The following is a 23,343-nucleotide window of genomic DNA, read 5'->3' on the forward strand; positions in this document are numbered from 1 at the left end:
GCGATGAAGGACACCCAGGCCGGCCGGAGCGGTCGGCGGGCTCCCCGCCGGGCACGCGGCTGGGGCGGCGTCGCGGCCATGGCGGCGGCCTGCGCGCTGACCGCCGCCGTGACCCTGCTTCCGCTGTCCCGGGGCGGCGCGGACGCCCTGACGCACGGCACCGGCGGGAAGGTGTCCTCTGCCGTGACCGCCGAGGCCGACACCTGCGAGAACCCCGAGGCCTCCCTCAGGCCGTCGACCGCCGGAGGGCCGAACATCGACGCGATCAAGGAGCGCGGGAAGCTGATCGTCGGCGTCGACCAGAACAGCTACCGCTGGGGCTATCGTGATCCGGCCGGGGACGGGCTCGAGGGCTTCGACATCGACCTCGCCCGCGCCATCGCCGAGGACATCGTCGGCAGCCGCGACGCCGTCATCTTCCGCGCGATACCCACGAACCAGCGGATACCGGCCCTCGAGAACGGCACGGTGGACATCGTGGTGCGCACGATGACCATCAGCTGCAGCCGCATCGAGCAGGTGGCCTTCTCCACCGCCTACTTCCAGGCGGGTCAGCAGGTACTCGCGCCCAAGAGCTCGACGATCACGGGCTACGACACGTCGCTCAAGGGCAAGCGGATCTGCTCCGCCGAGGGCTCGACCGCGTACGAGGCGCTGGAGAGGAACAGTTTCGGCGCGACCTACCGGGACGAGCACGACGGCGGGGCCGCCGACGAGGACCTGTACACGGTGCCCAACCAGCTGGACTGCCTCGTCAGACTCCAGCTCGGCCTGGTGGACGCGATCGTCACCGACAACGCCCTGGCGGCCGGTCAGGCCGCCCAGGACCCGGCGGTGGAGCTCAAGGGCGAGGCGCCCTTCACCACCGAGTACTACGGCGTGGCCACCAAGCTCGGCAACGACGACCTCGTGCGACGGATCAATCAGGTGCTGGTCGAGTACCGCAGGAGCGCCTGGATGCAGGCGTACGACGACTGGCTCGCGGCCGACCTGCCGGGGATCACCGGGCCGCCGCAGCCCAAGTACCGGGACTAGACCGCACGCGGCTCACACGACTCGCACGACTTGCACGACTCGCACGACGCAGGCAGTACGGACGAAGGGAGAGGTGATCGATGGGCGTCGCGGGACCCTTCCCCGACTCGGCGGGGAGACCGCACGGGCCGGTGATGGACCGGGACGAGGTGGACCGTGCGCTGGCACGGCTCGGTGCCGAGCACGAGGCGGTCGAGACCTCGCTGCTGGCGCTGCAGGACCACGCGGGCCGAAGACTGCTCGAAGGCGCGGAGCTGACGGGCGTCACCAAGGACCGCTGGGCCACCGCCGAACAGCAGATCATCCTGCTGTGGAGCTACTTCGACGCGTACACCGCAGCGCTGACCGGCATCCGTGAACTCCGTGCCCGGCGGCGCTGGTCCAGCCGGGAGGACCTGGCGGAACTCACCGAGCGGCTGCGCGGCCGCAGTGTCACCGTACCGAGCCGTGCCGCACAGCCGGCTCCGCCGGTCACCGGGCCCGCCAAGCTCTCGGAGGAGTTCACCCTCCAGGAACTCGTCGCCAGGATGAACGAGCTGTACGCGTCGTCCCTGGACATGGTGGTCACGGCCGACGCGGTGTGGTCGGCGCTGCCCGCCCGTATCGACCTGCTCTCCGCCGAGCTGCGGCGCACCCGTTCCCTGGCGCACTCCGTCGGTGTGCGGCCCGGCGAGCACCCCTCGGGCGACGACCTGGAGTCCATCACCCACGAGCTGTCCACCCTCCGCGATCAGGTGGTGTCCGACCCGCTCGCCTTCTGGCGCCCGGGGCCCGGCAGTTCCGCCCCTGGTGGCGGCCGGCCCGACACCGACCGCTACGACCGGGCGGCGCGTGCTCTGGAGGACGTGCGCCGTGAGGTCGAGGCGGTGCTCCAGGTCCGGCAGGACTCGGAGGAGCGGCTGATGCGGCTGCGCGACGTGCTCTCCCGCGCCGACCGGACGCTGTCGGAGGCGAGAGCGGCGCGAGGCGAGGTGCTGGCGAAGATCGCCGCGTCCGAGGTCCCCGCCGTGAGCGGCCCGCCGACCGCGCTGCAGGAACGGCTCTCCACGGCAGCCGAGTACCGCCGGCACGCCCAGTGGCACCGGCTCTCGCCACTGCTCGACTCCCTGGAACACGAGGCGGAGGACGAACTGCTGCGCGCACGCGATTCGCTGACAGCCGTCACCGCTCCGCTGGCCGTCCGTGCGGAGCTGCGGGGCCGCCTGGACGCGTACAAGGCGAAGGTCGCACGGCACGGCATGGCGGAGGACCCGCTGCTGATCGAGCGGTACGACGCGGCACGCCGCATGCTGTGGAGCGCGCCCTGCGATCTGCGCGCCGCCGAGCAGATGGTTCTGCGCTACCAGCAGGCCGCTGCCGAAGTCCTGGCGCCCAGGCAGGAAGAGCCCGAGTCGGGGCCCACCGACCGCAGGGGGGAATCATGAGCGAGAACAAGAGCTGCCAGCGCCCCGGCTGCGAGGGCGTGTACGAGGACATGGGCGGCGGCGAGCTGTACTGCGGCACCTGCGGCCTCGCCCCTGTGGTGTCGCCGACCGGCATGGTCTCCTCGCCGCCCACCGGCATCGCCGGCGGCGGGCGGGACTCCTCGTCCGCGCGCGGCAGTTCACGCTCCTCCCGGGCCTCGTCGCGTTCGGCTTCTTCGCGCCGCTCCGTCTCCGGACGGCTGTCGCGGTCGCTGACCGGGAACAGCACATCGGCGCGGTCGGTCTCGGTCCGCAGTTCCGGCTCGTCCTCGGGCTCATCGGCACGCAACCGGCTGGGCGCGGGGCTGGTGACCGTACCGGACGTTCCCCGTCCGGATCCCCGCTCGGCCGTCATGGCGAATCCCGAGGTCCCCGAGCGCAAGCGGTTCTGCTCCCGCTCCGACTGCGGCGCTCCCGTGGGACGGGCACGCGGCGACCGGCCCGGACGCACGGAGGGCTTCTGCACCAAGTGCGGCCACCCGTACTCGTTCGTGCCCAAGCTGAGCGGCGGCGACATCGTGCACGGCCAGTACGAAGTGGCGGGCTGCCTCGCGCACGGCGGTCTCGGCTGGGTCTACCTGGCCGTGGACCGCGCGGTCTCCGACCGGTGGGTGGTGCTCAAGGGCCTGCTGGACACGGGCGATCAGGACGCGATGGCGGCCGCCATCTCGGAGCGGCGCTTCCTCGCCGAGATCGAGCACTCCAACATCGTCCGCATCTACAACTTCGTCGAGCACCTCGACCAGCGCACCGGCTCCCTCGACGGCTACATCGTCATGGAGTACGTCGGCGGCAAGTCGCTCAAGGAGATCGCCAACGGGAGACGCGGCCCGGACGGCCGGCGCGATCCGCTGCCGGTCGACCAGGCGTGCGCGTACGGCATCGAGGCGCTGGAGGCGCTCGGGCACCTGCACAGCAGAAACCTTCTGTACTGCGACTTCAAGGTCGACAACGCCATCCAGCAGCAGGACCAGCTCAAGCTCATCGACATGGGCGCGGTCCGCAGGATGGACGACGACGAGTCCGCCATCTACGGCACGGTGGGCTACCAGGCCCCGGAGGTCGCGGACATCGGCCCCTCGGTCGCCTCCGACCTGTACACGGTGGCGCGGACGCTGGCCGTGCTGACCTTCGATTTCCAGGGCTACACGAACGTGTTCGTGGACTGTCTGCCGGACCCGGAGAACATCGAGGTCTTCCGGACCTACGAGTCGTTCTACCGGTTCCTGGTGCGGGCCACCGACCCGGACCCGGGACGGCGGTTCGCCTCCGCGCAGGAGATGGCCGAGCAGCTGACCGGGGTGCTCAGGGAGGTCGTCGCGATGCACACGGGCCGGCCGCGCCCGGCCGTGTCGACGCTCTTCGGGCCGGAACTGCGCGTGACGGACACGGAGTTGTTCGCCGAGCAGTCCGGGGACGTGTCCCGGCTGGGCGCCAGGGCCGCGATGCGCGGCAGGACGTCCGGCAGAGCGAGTGGCAGAGGGAGCGGCAGAGCGAGCGGCACAGGGCCTGACGGGCACACCGTGCCTAACACGGCCCTCGGAGCCGTAGCCGGCCGCGTCCCTCCGCAGCCCGTCACGCCGCCGCCCACAGGTCCCGCACCGTACGCGGCGGTCCCCGCGCCCCGTACGCCCGCCGTGCCGCAGCCAGGCACGGCAGCACCGGGCCAGGCGCACACGGCCCACCTCGCCGTGCTCGACGCGCGGGCGGCCTCGCTGGCACTGCCGGTGCCCCGCGTGGATCCGAACGACCCGAACGCGGGCTTCCTGGCCGGACTGGCGGCGTCGGCGCCCGCCGAGCTGATCGCGGCACTGCGCGCGGCGGCCGCGAGTTCGCCGGAGACCCGGCTGCGCGAACTGCGCGCCCGTCTGGAGACCGGTGACCTGACCGCCGCGACGACGGCGCTCGCCACCATGGAGAAGTACCAGCCCGACGACTGGCGGGTGGTCTGGTACCGGGGCGTCACCTCTCTGGTGACCCATGACTTCGAGGTCGCGGCACTGTCCTTCGACGCGGTCTACGACGCGTTCCCCGGCGAGCCGGCGCCCAAGCTGGCCCTCGGGCTGTGCGCGGAGGTTCTCGGCCAGCTGGACAACGCGGCGGACTACTACCGCCTCGTGTGGACGACCGACCCGAGCCATGTGGGCGCGGCGTTCGGACTCGCCCGAGTCCAACTCGCCGCGGGCGACCGGCCCGGTGCCGTACGGACGTTGGAGTCGGTGCCGGAGGCATCGATCCACTACACGGCCGCGCGGGTCGCCGCCGTACGGGCGAGACTGCGGCGACGCGCCGCGCACGAGCCGTTGCTGGACGACCTGTCGGCGGCCGCCGCGCAGGTGGTGGCCCTCGAGGGCTTCGGACTGGACGCCGTACGGCGCGAGCAGTTGTCCACAGAGGTACTCGGCACGGCGCTGGACTGGGTACTCTCCGGAAGTCCCGGAAGCGGACCGTCCGTTCCGCCGGCCGCGAGCACACTGCTCGGGAGCTCGCTGGACGAACGCGGTCTGCGCTTCGGGCTGGAACGCTCCTACCGGGTGCTCGCCCGGCTCGCCCAGCGCGGCGAGGAGCGGATAGAGCTGGTGGAGCGGGCGAACCGCTACCGCCCCCGGACGTGGGTGTGATTGATGGCGCAGAAGCACCAGCCGACCGCCGGGTCGACGTGCCCGGGCTGCGACGAACCCGTGGAGCCGGGTGACCGGTTCTGCGGGGCGTGCGGGTACGACCTCTCGGCCGTTCCCGCCTCCGTGCCGCAGGACCGCCCGACCGTGGCCATCGGCACCCCCGTCGAGTGGCCGGCGGCCACCGGCACGGACACCAGGGGCACCCCCACCCCGACGCAGCGTGCCGCCGACGTGCCCGGCACCGACTCAGACGGCGGCGACCTGGCCCCGGGGACGGCCGCCGGTCACGCCGGCGCCGCGGAATCCGGCGTACCACCGCGGCCCTCCCACGCCCCGACCGCCGGTGACCTCGGCCACCCGTCCCCGGGTCCGGCGCCGCACGACGGCCATGAGCGCGCCGACGACGGCGCGGCACCCGACGGCAGCCCTGCCGGGCCGAGCGGGGACGGTGTCCGGTTCGACACCCCGCCCTCCGGGGACTTCGAGCTGGCCGCGCCCGCGGCGGGGCACCCCGCCGCCGACCCCCGGGTGGCAGCCGCCCGGCCCGCAGAACCGGGCGGGCAGGCCGGTGCCAAACTCTGCGTGGCCTGCCGGGCCGGTCATGTGGACACCGACGGCTACTGCGAGAACTGCGGTCACGCCCAGCCCCGCGAGCGCGACCACATGGAGCAGGAACTCGATGCCGTCGCCGCGGTCAGCGACCGAGGCCTGCGCCACCACCGCAACGAGGACTCGTTCGCCGTCTCTTCCACCGCGCTGCCCGACGGCTCGCCGGCCGTCGTCGCCGTGGTCTGCGACGGTGTCTCGTCGGCGACCCGGCCCGACGAGGCGTCGGCCGCCGCGGCGAGCGCGGCCAACGAGCTGCTGCTGGAGGCACTGCCCCGAGGCACCCATCCGCAGCAGGCCATGCACGAGGCGATCGTCGCGGCCGCGGAAGCCGTCAACTCCCTGGCCGTGCAACCGGAGACGGGGCAGGGTGACGAGCCTCACCGCCACCAGAACGCGCCGGCCTGCACGATCGTCGGCGCGATCGCGGCGAGCGGTCTGCTGATCGTCGGCTGGGTCGGTGACAGCCGTGCCTACTGGGTTCCCGACGACCGTTCCGGGCCGCCCGCCCGCCTCACCGAGGACGACTCCTGGGCGGCGCAGATGGTGGCGGCCGGTCTGATGAACGAGGCCGAGGCGTACGCGGACGAGCGGGCCCACGCCATCACGGGCTGGCTCGGTGCCGATGCGTACGAACTGGAGCCGCACACCGCGGCGTTCAAACCGGATCGTCCCGGCGTGGTGGTGGTCTGCACGGACGGCCTGTGGAACTACGCGGAGGGCGCCGAGGAAATGGCCCTCGCGGTCCCGGCGGACGCCGCGGAGCGGCCGCTGCACAGCGCGCAGGTGCTGGTGGGCCACGCACTCGACGGCGGGGGCCACGACAACGTAACAGTGGCGGTGCTGCCGTTCGCGGTGCCGCGGCAAGGGGCAGGATCGGCCTACGACATGGCCTGACCACCCGACCGCCGTCGCCTGCTGCCCTGGCACCTGTCGCCGGATCCGACCGCCGGCACCGACCACTGCCACCAGTGTCACCACCGGTATCGGCACCGGTATCGGTATCGGTATCGGCACCGGTATCGGCATCGGTGACCGACCGCCGTCGCCGACCTCGTCAACCTGCAACCGACCCCTACCGCTTCCGTCGGCCCCTGCCCGTGGGGCCACTTCCCTCTGCCCAGGCGGAGTCCCGAGGAGCCGATCAGATGGCCGTTTTCTCCAAGTCGCAGGTGCCGCAGTTCTCGGTCGAGGTCTACCAGAACGAATACCTCCCGGAGGGCGGGCGAGACGTCAACGCGATCGTCACGGTCACCTCCACCGGGGGTGGCACCACCGGCGGAGTGCCGCCGCGGGAAGCGCCGGGCACGCCCGCGGGCATGCCGGGGCAGGTGCCCGCGGCCGGTGTGGTGATCATGGTCGACTGCTCCGGCTCGATGGACTACCCGCCGACGAAGCTGCGCAACGCCAGGGAGGCGACCGCGGCAGCGATCGACACCCTGCGCGACGGCGTCGCCTTCGCGGTGGTCGCGGGGACCCACAGGGCGCTCGAGGTCTATCCGGGCGGCGGCCGGCTCGCCGTCGCGGACGCGACGACACGTGCCCAGGCGAAGGGCGCGCTGCGGGCGCTCGCGGCCGGCGGCGGCACCGCGATCGGCACCTGGCTCCGACTGGCCGACCGGCTGCTGTCCTCCGCCGACCTCGCGATCCGGCACGGCATCCTGCTCACCGACGGACGCAACGAGCACGAGTCGCCGGAGGATCTGCGAGCCGCTCTAACCTCCTGCACCGGCCGCTTCACCTGTGACGCCCGCGGCGTGGGCACCGACTGGGAGGTGAAAGAGGTCACAGGCATCGCCTCCGCCCTTCTCGGCACGGCGGACATCGTCGCCGACCCGAGCGGTCTGTCCGCGGACTTCACGCGGATGATGGAGAACGCGATGGGCAAGGGGGTCGCGGACGTGGCGCTGCGGCTGTGGACACCGGTCGGAGTGGACATCAGGTTCGTCAAGCAGGTCGCGCCGGCCGTCGAGGACCTCAGCGGGCGGCGTACGGAGGCAAACCCTCGTGCCGGTGACTATCCGACCGGTTCCTGGGGCGACGAGTCCCGCGACTACCACATATGTGTGCGGGTGCCGGAGGCCGGGATCGGCCAGGAGATGCTGGCGGCGAGGGTGTCGCTGATCGTCCCGGGTACGGGCGGCGGCGCTCCCGAGGTGCTCTCGCACGGCCTCGTACGGGCGGTGTGGACGGACGACATGGCCGCCTCGACCTCAATCAATCCGCAGGTGGCGCACTACACGGGCCAGGCGGAACTGGCCCGGGTGATCCAGCAGGGTCTGGAGGCCCGGAAGGCCGGCGACCTCGGCGGGGCGACCGCGAAACTGGGCCGTGCGGTGCAGTTGGCGGCACGTTCCGGAAACGAGGACACTGCGAAACTGCTTTCGAAGGTGGTGGACGTCGTGGACGTGGCGACAGGTACTGTGCGACTGAAGGCGAAGGTCGCGGACGCGGACGAGATGACTCTCGAAACGCGCTCCACCAAGACGGTTCGCGTCAAGAAGTAGCACGCAGGGACACGAAGTGAGCGGCCCTCGGGCCGGATGAAGGAGAGGGGGACGCGCCGACATGCCGACCTGCCCGAACGGACACCAGTCGGGTTCCGACGACTGGTGCGAGGTCTGCGGCCACCGCATGGCTCCTCCCGGCGCTCCCACGGGCGCCGTACCGCCCCCGCCTCCCCCCGGCTACGGCTTTCCCGGCCCGGGCGACCCGAACGCCACGGCCCAGGCCGAGTTGTGCCCGCAGTGCCGCACCCCGCGCGAGGCCATGGCCCCGTTCTGCGAGGAGTGCCGGTACAACTTCCTCACGCACACGGCGACGTCGTACACGCCGCTGGCACCGCCGCAGCCGCAGGGCGGGCTGAACCTCCCGCCGGGCTTCCAGTCGCAGCCGCCGGGCCCGCCGGCACAGCCGGGCCCTCCTGCCCCGCCCGCGCAGCACGGTCCGCCGCCGCCTCCCGCGCAGCGTGATCCTTTCGAGTACCAGGGCTCGCGGCCGTCGCAGATCAACCGGCCCGCCGAGCCCCTGGGGCAGGAACCGCCCGCTCACCAGCAGCAGCCGGGGGCGTTCCAGCCGCAGGGGGGTCCGCCGCCGCCACCTCCGTTCCAGCAGCAGCCCGGACCTCCCGCGCCGCCCTCGTTCCAGCAGCAGGGTCCGCCGGCGCCTCCCCCGTTCCAGCAGCAGCCCGGGCCTCCGGCGCCGCCGTCGTTCCAGCAGCAGTCGGCTCCGCCCGCGCCGCCGCAGTCCCAGCAGACGGGCGGCGACGACTGGATGCTGTCCCCGCCCTCCCGTACTCAGTCGCCCCCGCCTCCGCCGGGGAACCAGGGGAACCAGGGGCATCAAGGTCACCAGGGGCCGCAAGGTCATCAGGGTCCGCCGCCGTTCCAGCAGCAGTCGGTACCGCCCCAGCACCAGCACGGCCCCGGCATGCAGGGTTCGCACCCCGGTCAGCAGCAGCCGCCCGGACACCAGGCCGCCCCGGCGGGCTGGACGGCGGTGATCGGACCGGACCGCCAGTACTTCATGGCAATGATGCAGCGCAGCGGTCCCGAGGCCACGGGGCTCAACCTGCCCGCGTTCTCCCCCGAGCAGCAGCTGCCGCTCACGGGAGGCCAGATCACCATCGGCCGCCGCCGGCAGTCGACGGGCGAGTCCCCCGACATCGACCTGTCGGTGCCCCCGGAGGACCCGGGTGTCTCGCACCAGCACGCGGTGCTGGTGCAGCAGCCGGACGGATCGTGGGCGGTCGTCGACCAGAACTCCACCAACGGCACCACGCTCAACGGCGCCGAGGAGCCGATCCAGCCGTACATCCCCGTTCCGTTGAACGACGGCGACCGGGTGCATGTCGGCGCCTGGACGACGATCACCGTCCGCCGCGGCTGAGAGGTACCGCCGGGGCGGACGGCGATCCCGCTGCCGACGCTTATTGATACGTGGCGCGGACCCCTGTCGTTCAACCGCCGGACGGTCCTGCTCGCCCGTGCCCTGTGCGAGCCTCCGGGCCGAGTGAGGGAACGGGTCCCAAGCCCTCCGTACTCGGCCGGTCGGTCTGAGAGCATGGGGGCGTGAATGAGATTCCGCGCGGCACGCTTCAGGAGCAGACCTTCTACGAGCAGGTCGGCGGCGAGGAGACCTTCCGGCGCCTCGTCCACCGCTTCTACGAGGGCGTCGCAGAGGACCCGTTGCTGCGGCCGATGTACCCGGAGGAGGACCTGGGCCCGGCGGAGGAACGCCTCGCCCTGTTCCTGATGCAGTACTGGGGCGGGCCGCGCACCTACAGCGAGAACCGCGGGCACCCCCGGCTCCGGATGCGCCACGTACCGTTCACCGTCGACAGGGCCGCGCACGACGCATGGCTGAAGCACATGCGCGCGGCGCTGGACGGCCTGGGCCTCGCCGAGGAGCACGAGCGGCAACTGTGGGACTACCTGACGTACGCCGCCGCCTCGATGGTGAACACACCCGACTGAGCGTGCCGGGGCACCGCCCCCGGCTCCCACCCCGGCCCTTCCGCCCCGCCTTCTGGAGCGGAATCCGGGAATCCGTCGCCGGATAACGGTCACGATCGGGTCAAGGTCCCGTCGTAAGCGGTTTCCACGAACCCGTGTCCTCTGAAAGCATCCGGGAACGACCGACGTCGGGGGACGCCGGGGGGACTGCTGGGTGGGGGACGGGTGACGGGGTTCGTACTACTGCGCGTCAGAGCGCACCGGCTGCTGCTCGCCGCAGCCCTGCTGGCTGTGCTTCTCACCACCTGTGTGCTCGCCTCGCTCGCCGCGTTCTCCGGGTCCGTGGGTGACGCCGCGCTGCGGCACACGCTGGGAGGCCGGGACGCCGCCGCCGCGGCGCTGACCGTGACCGCCCAGGTCCCCCAGGAGCGGCGCCGGGCGGCTGAGGAAGCAGTGGTCCGCGGCGCCAGGCAGTCCTTCGACGGGCTTCCGGTGACCGTGCGCAGGCTGGAGCGCTCCGGGCCGTACGCACTGCCCCGTTCGCTCCAGGACCCCGAGGCCCGCAAGGGCGAGCCGGACCTCACCCACTTCGCCGCCCTCGACCGGAGCCGCGTCACGATGCTGTCCGGTTCGCTGCCGGGGCCCGCCGCCGACGGAGTCGTACCGGTCGCGCTGCCCGAGACCGCCGCGAAACAGCTGGGGCTGACGGCCGGCGCGCGCCTGACCCTCACCGACCGGCTGACCGACAAGCCGCTGACGGTCCGGGTGACCGGCTTCTACCGGCCGTCGGACGCCACGGAGCCGTACTGGCAGCTCGACAGCCTCGGCGGCCGTGGCGTGCGGACCGTCGTGTTCACCACGTACGGCCCGCTGCTCGCCGACCCGACCGTCCTCGCCTCCGGCCGTGTCGCCGCCGGCAGTACGGCGTGGCTGGCGCGCGCCGACTTCGGCGGCGTCACCACCGACCGCATCGGCGCCCTGCGCGACACGGCCACGAGCGGCCCCGAGGCCCTCGGCAAGGACCCGGCGTTCGCGGGTGGCGCGACCGTGACGACGTCGCTGCCCACCGTGCTCGCCCAGAGCGAGCGGGCGCTGCTGGTCGCCCGTTCCACGCTGGTGATCGTCGCCGTGCAGCTGGTGCTGCTCGCCGCGTACGCGCTGCTGCTGGTGGCCCGGCTGCTCAGCACGGAGCGGAGCGGCGAGACCGACCTTCTCCGTGCCCGTGGCGCGTCGCGTCGGCGCATCGTCTCGCTCGCCGCCCTCGAGGCACTGCTGCTCGCCCTTCCCGCGGCGCTCTGCGCGCCGCTGCTGTCCGGCCCGCTGACCCGTCTGCTGGCCGAGCACTCCACCCTGGCCAGGAGCGGCCTGCGGCTGGGCGACGCCCCGACGGCGCAGGTCTGGCTGGTGGCCGCGGCGGTCGCGGTGTGCTGCGCGGCGGCGGTGGTGGCTCCCGCGCTGGCCGCGACGGCCGGTGCGCTGCGGCTGCGGCCCGCCCGCGGCCGACCGCTTCCCGCCCCGGTACGGGCCGGGGCCGACGTGGGGCTGCTGGCCGTCGCGGCGGTCGCCTACTGGCAGTTGGACCGGCAGACCGGGGCGGGCGGCAGCGGCGCGCTCAGCGGCGACCGCGAGGGCGATCTGGGCATCGACCCGCTGCTCGTCGCCGCACCCGCACTGGCACTTCTGGCCGGTACCGTCCTGACCCTGCGTCTGCTGCCGCCGGCGGCACGGCTCGCCGAACGACGTGCCGCCGGCGGCCGCGGACTGCCGGCCGCCCTCGCGGGATGGCAGTTCAGCCGCCGCCCGCTGCGCGGCGCGGGCCCGGTGCTGCTGCTGGTGCTCGCGGTGGCGATGGGCATGCTGGCGATCGGGCAGAGCGCCTCGTGGGACCGGTCGCAGAGCGACCAGGCCGACTTCAGGGCGGGCGCGTCGGTGCGGGTGACGGACAGCAGCACGGGCCGGCCCGGAGACGTCGGCCAGTACGCGGCCGTCCCCGGAGTGCGCGAGGCCGCTCCCGCGCACCGCGCGCCCCTGAGTCTTTCCGGGAACCGGACGGCGACCGTGCTCGTGCTCGACACCGCACGGGCCGAGCAGCAGCTCCTGCTGAGGGACGACCTCGCCGACGAGCCGCCCGGCGCCCTGCTCGGGACCGGCTCCGCCGCGAAGACCGCCCGCGCCGGGCTGATGCTGCCCGACGACGCACGGCGCCTCACCCTCGACCTGCGGATCACCGGCACGAAGACACCCACCGACGAGGCCTCCGCGCAGCTCGCGTCGCAGGTCACCCTGATGCTGGAGGACCGTTACGGCCTCACGTACCGGATGTCCGCCGGCACTGTGGCGGCGGACGGCCGCGCGCACTCGGTGACCCTCGACCTCGACGAGACCTCTTCCGACGGTCATGCGGCCCCCGCCGGTCCGCTGGCCCTGACCGGCCTGCGGCTCGACGGCGAGGTCCCCGCCGGGCCCGCCCTGCCGCGGCGCCTCGCCCTGGAGCGGCTGCGGACCGCCGACGCGGCGGGCGCCACGCGTCTGGTCACGCCGCAGGCGGGCCTGCGCTGGGAGGGGAGCTACATCCAGACCGAGGACGGGGTGCCCCGTACGCCGAAGCCGCTCCGCCCCGCCGTCTTCGGCGGGCAGCCGCTCACCCTCGACCACGTCATCGGCCCCGACCCCATGGCGACCGACAGGTGGGGCGGATACGTCCCTTCCCAGTTCAGCGTCAGCGTCACAGCGGCCCGCCCGGCCCCGCCGAAGCAGCGGCTCACGGCTGTGGCCACGGACGAGTTCCTCCGCGCGTCGGGCGCCCGGCGCGGCGACACCATCGACGTGACAGTGGCGGGCGAGGCCCTGCGGGTCGAGATCGTGGGCACGGCGCGGCACCTGCCCACGACCGGACCGGGCTCAGCGGCCGCCGGGGTGGCGACCGCGCCCGGTGACCGGACGGCAGGCGGGGAGGAAGGCGGGCAGCAGGACACCGACGGTGGAGCCCTCCTGCTCGACCTGCCCATGGTCAACACGGCGCTCGCCGCCCGGGGAGACTCGTCGCTCAAGCCCACGGAGTGGTGGCTGAGCACCGAACCGGGCAAGGCCGACGAGGTCGCCCGGGCCCTTCGCCAGCGGCCCGACGCCGTGCCGGGGCAGGTGCTCGTACGGGACGAGGCCGCCGACGAGTTGCTGGGCGACCCGCTCGGCGCAGGTCCCCGCTCCGCTCTGATGGCGGTGGCCGTCGCCGCGGCCGCGCTCGCCGCGGTCGGCTTCGCCGTCAGCGCGGCCGGTTCGCTGCGGGAACGATCCGCCGAACTCGCCGTACTGCGCGCCCTCGGCGCACCGCGCCGCCGGCTGGCCCGGCTGGTCGCCGCCGAGCAGGGCATCCTGATCGGCATCGCGCTGCTGGTGGGCCTCGCCCTGGGCGCCGTGCTGACGCGGGCGGTCGTACCGCTGATCGTCCTGACCGGGCAGGCCGCCAAGCCCGTACCGCAGGTGCTGGTCGAACTGCCGGTGAACCAGGTGGGCCTGCTCCTCGCGGGCGTGGCCGCGCTGCCGCTTCTGATCGTCGCCGTCATCGCCCTGCGTCGCGCGGACCCCGCGGTGACTCTGCGCCACCGGGGGGACAACTGATGAATCCGCGCTCCAACAGGACGGGAGTACGCCGGCATCGTGCGGTGGCACCCTGGGTCAGGACCCGGCTGCGCACGGCGCCCGGTGCCGCGCTCGCGTTCGGTGTGCTCGTCCTGCTCACCGCGTTCCTCGCGTCCGCGTTCCCGCGTGCCGTCGAGTCGTACGAGAACCACGGTCTGAGGCACGACCTGGCCGACGCCTCCGCGTCCCGCAGCGTGCTGGAGGTGAGCACGCCTCAGCCACCGCTCGAACTGCCGGAGAGCGCCAGGGAGAAGTCGCTGCTCCCCGCCCGTCTCGAGAAGGCCCATCACGCGATCGCCGGGCTGCTGCCGGCGCCGCTGCGGGTGGACACCGCACAGTCCGCGTACGGCGTGGAGACCGCCAAGCCCCTGGAGGGGCAGGACCGTTGGCTGCCGCGTCCCCAGGGCGCATCGCCCGAGTTCTCCCTCGTGGCGCAGAGCCGGCTCGCCAGGCACTCCACCATGCGTGGGGGCCGCCTCCCGCAGGCGGGCCGTCAGGTCACCGCCGCGACCCGGGAGATCGAGGCCGCGGTCTCCGTGCTGACGGCGGAGAAGCTGGGCATCCGGATCGGCTCCGTGCTGCACCTGGGCAGCACCGGGGTGCCGGTCCTCGCCGTTCGGATCACCGGCATCGTGGAACCCCGCGACCCGCAGGGCGGCTACTGGTCCGCCGACCCACGGCTGAACGCCCCGGGTCTCCTCGTCCAGCCCGGCAGCAGCCCGCCGTCGGTCTACTGGAACGCCTCCCTGCTCATCGCGCCCGAAGCGGCACCGGCACTGCTCGGCACTCTCGGCGAACCCCAGCCGTACTGGCGCTTCGCCCCCGACACCGGCCGGCTCACCGCACGGGACGTGCCCGCTCTCACGGAGCGCATCGCGTCCCTCGAAGGCGGACCCGCGCTGCTCGGCATCAAGTCCGCCGTCGACGAGAACGCCTCGCTGACCACGGACATGGACGGCATCCTCGCCTCCTACACCACGATGCGTGACGCCATCACGCCGGTCGTCGCCGTCGCGGCCGTCGGAATCGGCACCGTCGCCGCCGTCGTGGTGGCGATGACGGGCGGGCTGTTCGCGGCCCGGCGCCGGGCCGAACTCGCCCTGCTGCGCTCGCGCGGCGGCTCGCTGAGCGGCATCGGCGGTCGGCTGCTCGCCGAGACCGCCGTCGTAGCCCTGCCCACCGCGGCCGTCGGCCTGCTTCTCGCGGTTCTCGTCGTCGACGACGCGCGAACCGGGCCCGCGGTGATCGGCGCGGCCGCCGTCGCCGTCGCGGCATGCGCCGCGCTGCCGGTGCGCGCCATGGTGCAGCACCGCAGGCCCCGCGTGCCCGGGGAACGCGACGACATGATGCTCGCCAGACCGTCCAAGCGCCGCACGATCGCCGAACTCACCCTGCTGGTACTGGCCGTGGGCGCGGTCGTGGCCCTGCGCCGGCGCGGCACCTCCGACGGCGCCGACCATCTCGTCAGCGCAGCGCCCGTGCTGGTCGGCCTGATCGCCGCGCTCGTCCTGGTACGGCTGTACCCGCTGCCGCTGCGCTGGGCCGCGCGGCCCGCGGGCCGGCTGCGGGGCGCGGTCGGGTTCCTGTCACTCGCCCGCACCGGGCGCTCGTCCGCCGCCGGTGCCCTGCCGCTGCTCGCCCTGCTGGTCGCGCTCACCACGGCCGCGTTCGGCGGTTCGGTACTGGCGGGCGTCGCCGACGCCCGGGACCGGGCGGCACTGCTGGCGACGGGCGCGGACGCGCGGGTCGCCGGGCCGAACGACGCGGTGGCACTGCCCGCGGACGCGGAGCGGGCCGTACGGGACGTTCCCGGCGTGCGGGACGTGACAGCGGTGCAGATCGAGCACGCGCTCAATCTGCCCGCCCGCGACCAGGCCCAGCGTTCCGACCCGCTGGCCGCCACCCTCGTCGGCGCCGACCCCGGCGCGTACGCCCGGCTGGCCGGCTCCCTCGGGCTGGGCGGCTTCCCGGCCGACGCGCTCAGGGTCTCCCCGGCGGCGGACGGTTCGGCGAGCGGGCCCGTACTGCACGCCGTCGCCTCGCCCGGGGTCGCCGAATGGCTCGGCACGGGCCGGCACCTGATCAAGTCGATGGCAGGTTCCTTCACCGTCGAGATCACCGCCGTACGGTCCCGGACCCCGGCCGTGTCGTCCGCGGAGTTCCTCGTCGTCGACGGCTCACGGCTCACCCACCGCGCGCCGACCGCGCTGCTGGCCACGGGCTCCGGCATCGACGCCACGGCGCTCCGCGCGGCCGTCGGCGGCGTGGACGACGTCCTCGACGTACGGCTGCGTGCACAGGCGCGGGCGACGTTCACCGACTCGCCGCTGCAGTCCGGCGCGGAACGGATCTACACGGCCGCCATCGCCTCCGGCGCGGGCTACGCCGTTCTCGCCCTGCTGCTGTCGCTCATTCAGTCCGCGCCCGAGCGCACCACCCTGCTGGCCCGGCTGCGCACGATGGGTCTCACCACCCGGCAGGGCCGGCAGCTGCTCGGCCTCGAGGCGCTCCCGCAGGCGCTGCTCGCCGCGATGGGCGGCGTACTCGTCGGCTGGGCCACGATCCGTCTCCTCGCGCCGGGAGTCGACCTGGTCCAGCTGGCGCTGGCGGCCGCGCCGGGCGTCGCCCCCGTGGACAGCGCCTCGCTGCGGGCCGACCCGTGGTCCCTGGCGGTCCCCGCCGCCGCGGTGGTGCTGCTCGCGGGAACGGTCGCCGCCGTACAGGCATGGTGGGCGGGGCGGCGCGGATCGATCACCGAACTCAGGGCAGGAGACACGCGATGACCGACACCACCCTGGAGCAGCTGGAGGAACGCGCCACTGCCCACCGCGACCGGCCCTCGTACGGGCACGACGCGCTGATCAGCTGCGACCGTCTCGTACGGATCTTCGCCTCCGACGGTGTGGAGGTGCAGGCCCTCCAAGGGCTCGACCTCCTCGTCAAGGAGGGTGAGCTGATGGCCCTCGTCGGCGCGTCAGGCAGCGGCAAGTCGACCCTGATGAACATCCTCGCCGGGCTGGACGTCCCCTCCGCGGGCGCGGCTCGGGTCGCGGGGTGCGACCTGCTCGCCATGGACGCCAAGGCGCGGCTGCGCTACCGGCGCGAGGTCGTCGGCTTCGTCTGGCAGCAGACCGCCCGCAACCTGCTGCCGTACCTGACCGCCGCGCAGAACGTCGCCCTGCCCATGCAGCTGCGGGGCGGCCCACGCGATCGCCGGCGTCGCAGGGCCGAGCGCGTACAGGAGCTCCTCACCATGCTCGGCGTCGCCGACTGCCACGACCGGCGTCCGCAGCAGATGTCCGGCGGCCAGCAGCAGCGCACGGCGATCGCCGTCGCCCTCGCCAACGCGCCCGCCGTGCTGCTCGCGGACGAGCCGACGGGCGAACTGGACTCGGCGACGGGCGAACAGGTCTTCGCCGCCTTCCGCCGTGCCAACGAGGAACTGGGCACGACGATCGTGATCGTCACCCACGACCAGGCGGTCGCGGGCGAGGTCCGGCGCACCGTGGCCATCCGGGACGGCCGCACGTCCTCCGAGGTGCTGCGGCGCACGGAGGTCGACGCGGAGGGCCAGGAGTCGGTGGTGGCCCGCGAGTACGCGATGCTGGACCGGGCCGGCCGCCTCCAGCTGCCCGCCGACTACACGGCGGCGCTGGGCATGGAGCAGCGCGTGCTGCTGGAGCTCGAACAGGACCACATCGGCGTCTGGCCGGACGACACGCCCTGACCCGGGCCCTGGGCGCCGCTCTGTCACGGTGGGCGGATCCGGTCCGGCGGACCGCGGGCGGGCGCTTGCCGACGGCGTCGGCATCGGCGTCGGCGTCGGCATCGGCATCGGCATCGGCTTGAGACGCTGTCGAGCGGCTCGACGTCCCATGACCGGCAGAAGGATCCAGCCCGGCACCCTGAGAACATCCGACGGGCACGGGCCGACCCCTGCCCGTCGGAGGGCATCGTCCTGTCCGGCCCAGGGTCTTTCGTTCGGATCAGGTCGGATGAGCGAGTGGGGCAGGTTCCTGTGCGTGCAGGCGCGAGCCGCACGAAGGAGCCCTCACGGAGGGGGCGCCTCCCGTGCCCTCCGGGCACAGGAGAGTCGGCGACCGACGACAACGCGGCACGGCGGCGCCCACGCCGAAGGCTGTGGAGGAGTGCCGCGGCACGCCGGCCCGGCAACCGAACGAGAGGTCCTAGGGGCCCGTCGGGGTGAGGGAGAGACCGCCCAGGCCAGTCGTGCGGACGGCGATCGACCCGTAGGGGGTACGGAGCCTCAGCCACGTACCGGCGGACATCAGCGCCACCGGCATACCGGGCCGCAGGAAGCCGAGCGACTGAGCCGCGTGTGCCGCACGCAGCGGCAGGCCCGTGCCGGCGACCGTGCGCGACCAGATCTCGCGGCCGATGCGGTCCCGTTCCGCCCGGGTGCGCCGCTCCACCGGGAGCGCCTCGTCACGCGCGCGGAACTCGGCGACGGCCGCGCTCACCGCGCCCCGCATGGCGGACACGTCCGGAAGGCCCGGCACTTCCTGCCAGCCGCCGCGCGGCGGGAGGACACCGGCCCACGGCGGGCCGGTGACCGGCGCCGGTACGGCGAAGTCCGCGCCGCCGCCCAGAGAATCGAGCAACTCCCCCGCGGAGACGGTGACGTCCAGCTCGACGCCCTCCGCGAGCCGCGCCGTGCGGATCGCGAGGACCTCGAAGGACGGCGGACGGCCGAAGACCGCGAGCGCCCCTTTGCCCGCCTGCAGCCTGACCGCCGCCGCGCGGTCGTAGTGGATCAGCCGGGCGAGGAAGGCGGAGAGATCCTCCGCCTCCCTCGCGTCGGCGAGACGCAGACTGCGCACGGGTACAGGCATGGGCACGGTCATGCGGCGAGGGCGCCCTCGGCCGCGTCGTCGAGGTATTTCTCGAGGAACGACTTCTCCTCGGCGGTGATCCGCCGAGGCCGCTGCGCCTCGAGGTTGAACGGTACGACCACCGTCGAGGCCCGCACATACACCTGCGTGGGGTCGTCGGCCTCCTTGACCTCGTAGGCGATGGTCAGCGACGCCGCGGTGATCTTCGTGACCCACGACTCGATGACGACCGGCTCGTGCCGGTGGACCAGCGGCCGCACGTAGTCGATCTCGTGACGTGCGACCACCGAGCCTCCGGAGAAGGACGGCGAACCGTTCCCCGGCGCCAGCCGGAACATGAAGTCGATCCGGGCCTCCTCCAAGTACCGGAGGAAGACCACGTTGTTGACGTGCCCGAAGGCGTCCATGTCCGACCAGCGCAGGGGGCAGCGGTAGATGTGACGGGCCATACGCGGCATCAGCCCCGGGTGAGCTTCTTGTAGGTGGCGCGGTGCGGACGGGCCGCGTCGGCGCCGAGACGCTCGATCTTGTTCTTCTCGTACGACTCGAAGTTGCCCTCGAACCAGTACCACTTGGATTCGCCCTCGTACGCCAGGATGTGCGTGGCGACCCGGTCGAGGAACCAGCGGTCGTGGGAGATGACCACGGCCGCGCCGGGGAACTCGAGCAGCGCGTTCTCCAGGGAGGACAGCGTCTCGACGTCGAGGTCGTTGGTGGGCTCGTCGAGGAGCAGCAGGTTGCCGCCCTCCTTGAGCGTCAGCGCCAGGTTGAGGCGGTTGCGCTCACCACCGGACAGGACACCGGCCGGCTTCTGCTGGTCCGGGCCCTTGAAGCCGAAGGCGCTGACGTACGCGCGGGACGGCATTTCGACCTGGCCGACGTTGATGTAGTCCAACTCGTCGGAGACGACGGCCCACAGAGTCTTCTTGGGGTCGATGTTGGCGCGGCTCTGGTCGACGTAGGAGATCTTGACCGTGTCACCGATCTTGATCTTGCCGGCGTCCGGCTCCTCCAGACCCTGGATCATCTTGAACAGCGTGGTCTTGCCCGCACCGTTCGGACCGATGATGCCGACGATGCCGTTGCGCGGCAGCGTGAAGGACAGGTCGTCGATGAGGACCTTGTCGCCGAAGGCCTTGCTGAGGTTCTCGACCTCGACGACGACCGAACCCAGCCGGGGGCCCGGCGGGATCTGGATCTCCTCGAAGTCCAGCTTCCGCATCTTCTCCGCCTCGGCGGCCATCTCCTCGTACCGGGCGAGACGCGCCTTGGACTTGGTCTGGCGTCCCTTGGCGTTGGAGCGGACCCACTCCAGCTCTTCCTTCAGCCGCTTGGCGCGCTTCTCGTCCTTGCGGCCCTCGACCTTGAGGCGCGCGGCCTTCTTGTCGAGGTAGGTGGAGTAGTTGCCCTCGTAGGGCAGCGCGCGGCCGCGGTCGAGCTCGAGGATCCACTCGGCGACGTTGTTCAGGAAGTACCGGTCGTGAGTGACGGCGACGACGGCGCCCGCGTACTTCGACAGGTGCTGCTCGAGCCAGTTCACCGACTCGGCGTCGAGGTGGTTGGTGGGCTCGTCGAGGAGGAGCAGGTCCGGCGCCTCGATCAGCAGCTTGCAGAGCGCGACGCGGCGCTTCTCGCCACCGGACAGGTTGACGACCGGCCAGTCGCCGGGCGGGCAGCCCAGGGCGTCCATGGCCTGCTCGAGCTGGGCGTCGAGGTCCCACGCGTTTGCGTGGTCCAGGTCCTCCTGGAGCTTGCCCATCTCTTCCATGAGCGCGTCCGAGTAGTCGGTCGCCATGAGCTCGGCGACCTCATTGAAGCGCTTGAGCTTGCCCATGATCTCGGCGGCGCCGTCCTGGACGTTCTCCAGCACGGTCTTCGATTCGTCCAGCTGCGGCTCCTGCATGAGGATGCCGACGCTGAAGCCCGGCGTCAGGAACGCGTCGCCGTTCGACGGCTGCTCCAGACCGGCCATGATCTTCAGCACGGTGGACTTACCGGCGCCGTTGGGGCCGACCACACCGATCTTCGCACCGGGCAGGAAGCTCAGCGTCACGTCATCGAGGATGACCTTGTCGCCGTGCGCCTTGCGCGTCTTGCGCATCGTGTAGATGTACTCAGCCAAGAGAAACCGTCCGGCAGGAAGTGGGTGGGCAGATACACCCATCTTGCCGTACGCCGCCCCCTGGACGGAAACCGCGTCCGTGGCCTTTGGTGACCGGGCAGCGACCGTGCTCCGGGCGCGTCGGCGTGGCGCCGTGGGCGCGTCGGCCGTGGCGCAGTGGGCTCGGCGGCCCGGCCCGGCACGGTACGCGGCGGACACGGCACGCGGCCGGAGACGGGGAGGCGCCGCGCGCTGCGAGCGGCCCGGCACGAGACGCGAGCACCCGAAAAGGCCCGACACGGAAGAGGGGCCCGGCACGTCCCCGTGCCGGGCCCCTGTTCAGCGGACTGTCACCGCGCGCAGCGCTGCGGTCACTGCTGTGCCGCCGTCTTCTTCTTACGGAGGAAGAAGACCGCGCCGCCGCCGACCAGCACGAGCGCGATCGCGATGCCCGCGATCATCGGCGTGGCGCTGGAACCGCCGGTGGCGGCCAGGTCGCCCTCGGGGCCCTCGGAGCCCGCAGAGGTGCCACCCGCGGTGGCGGGGCTGGGCTGCGAGGACGGGGCCTCGGTGCCCGGCTCCTGCGGAACGCTCGCCGTCTTGCAGTCGAGCACACCCTTGAAGTTCTTCTTGAACCCGCCGGGACCGTTGATCGTGAAGTCGTACGCCTGGTCCTCGGCGACCGGCACCGTCACCGTCCGGGACTCGCCGGCCTGGATCGTGTGCTCGACGCCTGCCAGCGAGAAGGTGAACGGGGCGTCGCCCTTGTTGCCGGCCGTGATGTCCACGCCGCCCTTGGCGCAGTTCTTCTTCGCGGAGAGCGAGGGGATGGCCCCCTGCTTCGCCCAGGTCGCCGTGGCCTCCGCGGTGACCGTGGACCGGCTGGAACCGGCCAGGATCTGCGTCTGGCTCTTGGTGGCGCTGGCGAACGCCCGGCCCACCGGCACCGAGGTGCTCGCCTGGACGCTCAGCGAGGCCGAGCCCTCCGCCGCGTCCTCGGGAACGTCGAAGTACAGCTTGGTGCCGTTGGAGGCCGAGGTGACCGGCTTCCCGGCCTCGTCCGTGATCTTGATGCCGCTGACGGCCGCGTCGGCGGGCGGCGCCACCGTGACCTCGCCGGCGTCCGTGCGGACCGTCACCGGGCCGAGACGACCGCCCGGCTTGCCGGAGACGGCGTTCGGCTCGAGGGTCAGCGAGGCCTTCGGCTCCTCGACGTCCGTTGCCGACTTCTCCAGCCAGTCGGCGAGCTTCTCGGCGGCGGGGTCGACCGCCTCCACCTCTGCGCCGTCGGAGAAGCGCCAGATGGCGACCTGGGTGCCGACCGCGGCGCTCTTCTCGTTGAGCTCAGCGCCCTCGATACCCGCGCTCTTGGCCAGCGCGCTGAAATCGTTCACCTGCGGGAACGAGTGCTGCAGGATCCAGCGGATCTTGCCCGCCTGATCGTTGCTGCCCAGCGAGGTCTGGTCCCACGGCGTCTCGACGTACTTCGCCCGGTCCTGGGTGGGGTTGTGGATGTCGATGCAGTAGGTCTGCAGCAGGCCACCCCCCACGACGCTCATCTCGAAGAGACCCGCGGAGATCCTTTGCTCCTTGCCGTCGGCGCGCAGCACCACCGGGCCGGAAGCGTCCTTCTTCAAACCGTCGAGCGTGGCGACCGCACCGCCCTGGTGCTGAATGGCGTCGTCGGCGACGGCGGCGCCGGCGCCGGCTATGGACCCGGCGGCCATCAGACCGGAGACCACCGCCGTGGCGGCCAGACGACGTGCAGCGCGTCGCCTGTGAACGGCAGACGCAGAGAACACAGCAAACACAGAATTCCCCTCCGGGCGAGACCTTTTCACGTGAGACGTGTGGGGGAGGTGTCTCGCCAGCAGACTCAAGTGCCCCGTGAGTACGCGGGAATCCTATGGACGGCGCGCAGCCCAATCCCCGGTCATGCGATCAGATAAGCATTCCGACTCGAAATCGTTACCCCAACTGGTCGGTTCACGCCTGATCACCCCCTTTTCAGGCCTGATCCGCTCGTGCCGCGATCACACCCGATTCCCCCAACCCCCGTCAGGACGCGGCCAGAACGGGTGCCCTGGTCGCCTCGCCCCCGGCACTGTCCGCCGGCGGCTCCCCTTCCCCCTGACGCGCTGTCAGCCCCGGCCTGCTCTTCACCACACGCCGGAACGCCGATGTTCCGCGGGTCAGATCATGGCCCGCCGCGAACGCGTCGATGTCGACGAACGTCCTGCGCCTGCCGTCCGCCTCCTCCTCCCGCACCTTCAACCTGCCGTGCACGACCAGCGGTTCCCCCACGGCGACGGAACCGGCCAGATTCTGGGCGAGCGACCGCCACGCGAATACCGTGTAGAAGCTCGTCGGCCCGTCCGTCCAGCCGCCACTGCCCCGGTCCCAGCGCCGCGACGGCACCGCGAAGCGAAATCGCGCCATCCCTCCCGTGGCGGTCTCCCGGTACTCCACATTCGTGGCGACATTCCCCACCACCGTCACCATGGTGTCGTTCATGACGGTCACCTCCCCGTCCGGTTGTGTTCACCCGGTCGTCCTCGACCGGTCTCCATA

Annotated in this window: 15 protein-coding genes; 10 read left to right on the top strand and 5 right to left on the bottom strand. The window is 72.7% G+C overall.

What is annotated here, in order from left to right; all coding sequences use genetic code 11:
* Positions 1-3: 3 nt before the first annotated feature.
* The 10 genes from ACFYV1_RS21095 to ACFYV1_RS21140 all read left to right on the top strand — a co-directional run bounded on the left by ACFYV1_RS21095 (position 4) and on the right by ACFYV1_RS21140 (position 17,545).
* Positions 4-1,035, top strand: coding sequence for a glutamate ABC transporter substrate-binding protein (locus ACFYV1_RS21095; RefSeq protein ID WP_389397044.1), 1,032 nt, complete (start codon positions 4-6; stop codon positions 1,033-1,035).
* Between the two features lie 80 nt (positions 1,036-1,115).
* The gene (locus ACFYV1_RS21100) at positions 1,116-2,459 is read left to right on the top strand and encodes a hypothetical protein (protein ID WP_389397045.1); all 1,344 of its coding nucleotides are present in this window, start codon (positions 1,116-1,118) and stop codon (positions 2,457-2,459) included.
* Entirely contained in the window at positions 2,456-5,119 is a 2,664-nt protein-coding gene (locus ACFYV1_RS21105) for a tetratricopeptide repeat protein (protein ID WP_389397046.1), read from the top strand. The genes ACFYV1_RS21100 and ACFYV1_RS21105 overlap by 4 nt, the downstream gene beginning before the upstream one ends.
* Positions 5,120-5,122: 3 nt before the next feature.
* A complete protein-coding gene (locus ACFYV1_RS21110) occupies positions 5,123-6,622 on the top strand; it encodes a protein phosphatase 2C domain-containing protein (RefSeq protein ID WP_389397047.1) in 1,500 nt (499 codons plus the stop codon).
* A gap of 251 nt (positions 6,623-6,873) precedes the next feature.
* Positions 6,874-8,232, top strand: a complete 1,359-nt coding sequence (locus tag ACFYV1_RS21115; protein ID WP_389397048.1) for a VWA domain-containing protein — start codon at positions 6,874-6,876, stop codon at positions 8,230-8,232.
* A gap of 61 nt (positions 8,233-8,293) precedes the next feature.
* Entirely contained in the window at positions 8,294-9,613 is a 1,320-nt protein-coding gene (locus tag ACFYV1_RS21120) for an FHA domain-containing protein (RefSeq protein ID WP_389397049.1), read from the top strand.
* 182 nt (positions 9,614-9,795) lie between these two features.
* Positions 9,796-10,200 (top strand): globin, encoded by a 405-nt coding sequence (locus ACFYV1_RS21125; protein WP_389397050.1) that lies wholly within the window; start codon positions 9,796-9,798, stop codon positions 10,198-10,200.
* Positions 10,201-10,404: 204 nt separating this feature from the next.
* Positions 10,405-13,797 (top strand): FtsX-like permease family protein, encoded by a 3,393-nt coding sequence (locus ACFYV1_RS21130; RefSeq protein WP_389397051.1) that lies wholly within the window; start codon positions 10,405-10,407, stop codon positions 13,795-13,797.
* On the top strand, positions 13,797-16,601 hold the full coding sequence (locus ACFYV1_RS21135) for an FtsX-like permease family protein (protein WP_389397052.1): 2,805 nt from the start codon (positions 13,797-13,799) through the stop codon (positions 16,599-16,601). The genes ACFYV1_RS21130 and ACFYV1_RS21135 overlap by 1 nt, the downstream gene beginning before the upstream one ends.
* Positions 16,598-17,545 (top strand): ABC transporter ATP-binding protein, encoded by a 948-nt coding sequence (locus ACFYV1_RS21140; protein WP_389397053.1) that lies wholly within the window; start codon positions 16,598-16,600, stop codon positions 17,543-17,545. The genes ACFYV1_RS21135 and ACFYV1_RS21140 overlap by 4 nt, the downstream gene beginning before the upstream one ends.
* A 460-nt stretch (positions 17,546-18,005) precedes the next feature.
* On the opposite strand, the gene ACFYV1_RS21145 is transcribed toward ACFYV1_RS21140, so the two are convergent.
* The 5 genes from ACFYV1_RS21145 to ACFYV1_RS21165 form a co-directional block, all read right to left on the bottom strand.
* Entirely contained in the window at positions 18,006-18,671 is a 666-nt protein-coding gene (locus ACFYV1_RS21145) for a hypothetical protein (RefSeq protein WP_389397054.1), read from the bottom strand.
* Positions 18,672-18,679: 8 nt separating this feature from the next.
* Positions 18,680-19,120, bottom strand: coding sequence for an acyl-CoA thioesterase (locus tag ACFYV1_RS21150; RefSeq protein ID WP_389397055.1), 441 nt, complete (start codon positions 19,118-19,120; stop codon positions 18,680-18,682).
* 8 nt (positions 19,121-19,128) lie between these two features.
* Positions 19,129-20,793 carry an energy-dependent translational throttle protein EttA gene (ettA, locus tag ACFYV1_RS21155; RefSeq protein WP_389397056.1) on the bottom strand — a complete coding sequence of 555 codons (1,665 nt, stop codon included), beginning with the start codon at positions 20,791-20,793 and terminating at the stop codon, positions 19,129-19,131.
* A 350-nt stretch (positions 20,794-21,143) separates the two neighbouring features.
* Positions 21,144-22,499 carry an LAETG motif-containing sortase-dependent surface protein gene (locus ACFYV1_RS21160; RefSeq protein ID WP_389397057.1) on the bottom strand — a complete coding sequence of 452 codons (1,356 nt, stop codon included), beginning with the start codon at positions 22,497-22,499 and terminating at the stop codon, positions 21,144-21,146.
* Between the two features lie 331 nt (positions 22,500-22,830).
* Positions 22,831-23,286, bottom strand: a complete 456-nt coding sequence (locus ACFYV1_RS21165; protein ID WP_389397058.1) for a single-stranded DNA-binding protein — start codon at positions 23,284-23,286, stop codon at positions 22,831-22,833.
* Positions 23,287-23,343: the final 57 nt, after the last annotated feature.

Source organism: Streptomyces sp. NPDC003023 (assembly GCF_042888225.1).
In the GTDB taxonomy this organism is placed as follows: domain Bacteria; phylum Actinomycetota; class Actinomycetes; order Streptomycetales; family Streptomycetaceae; genus Streptomyces.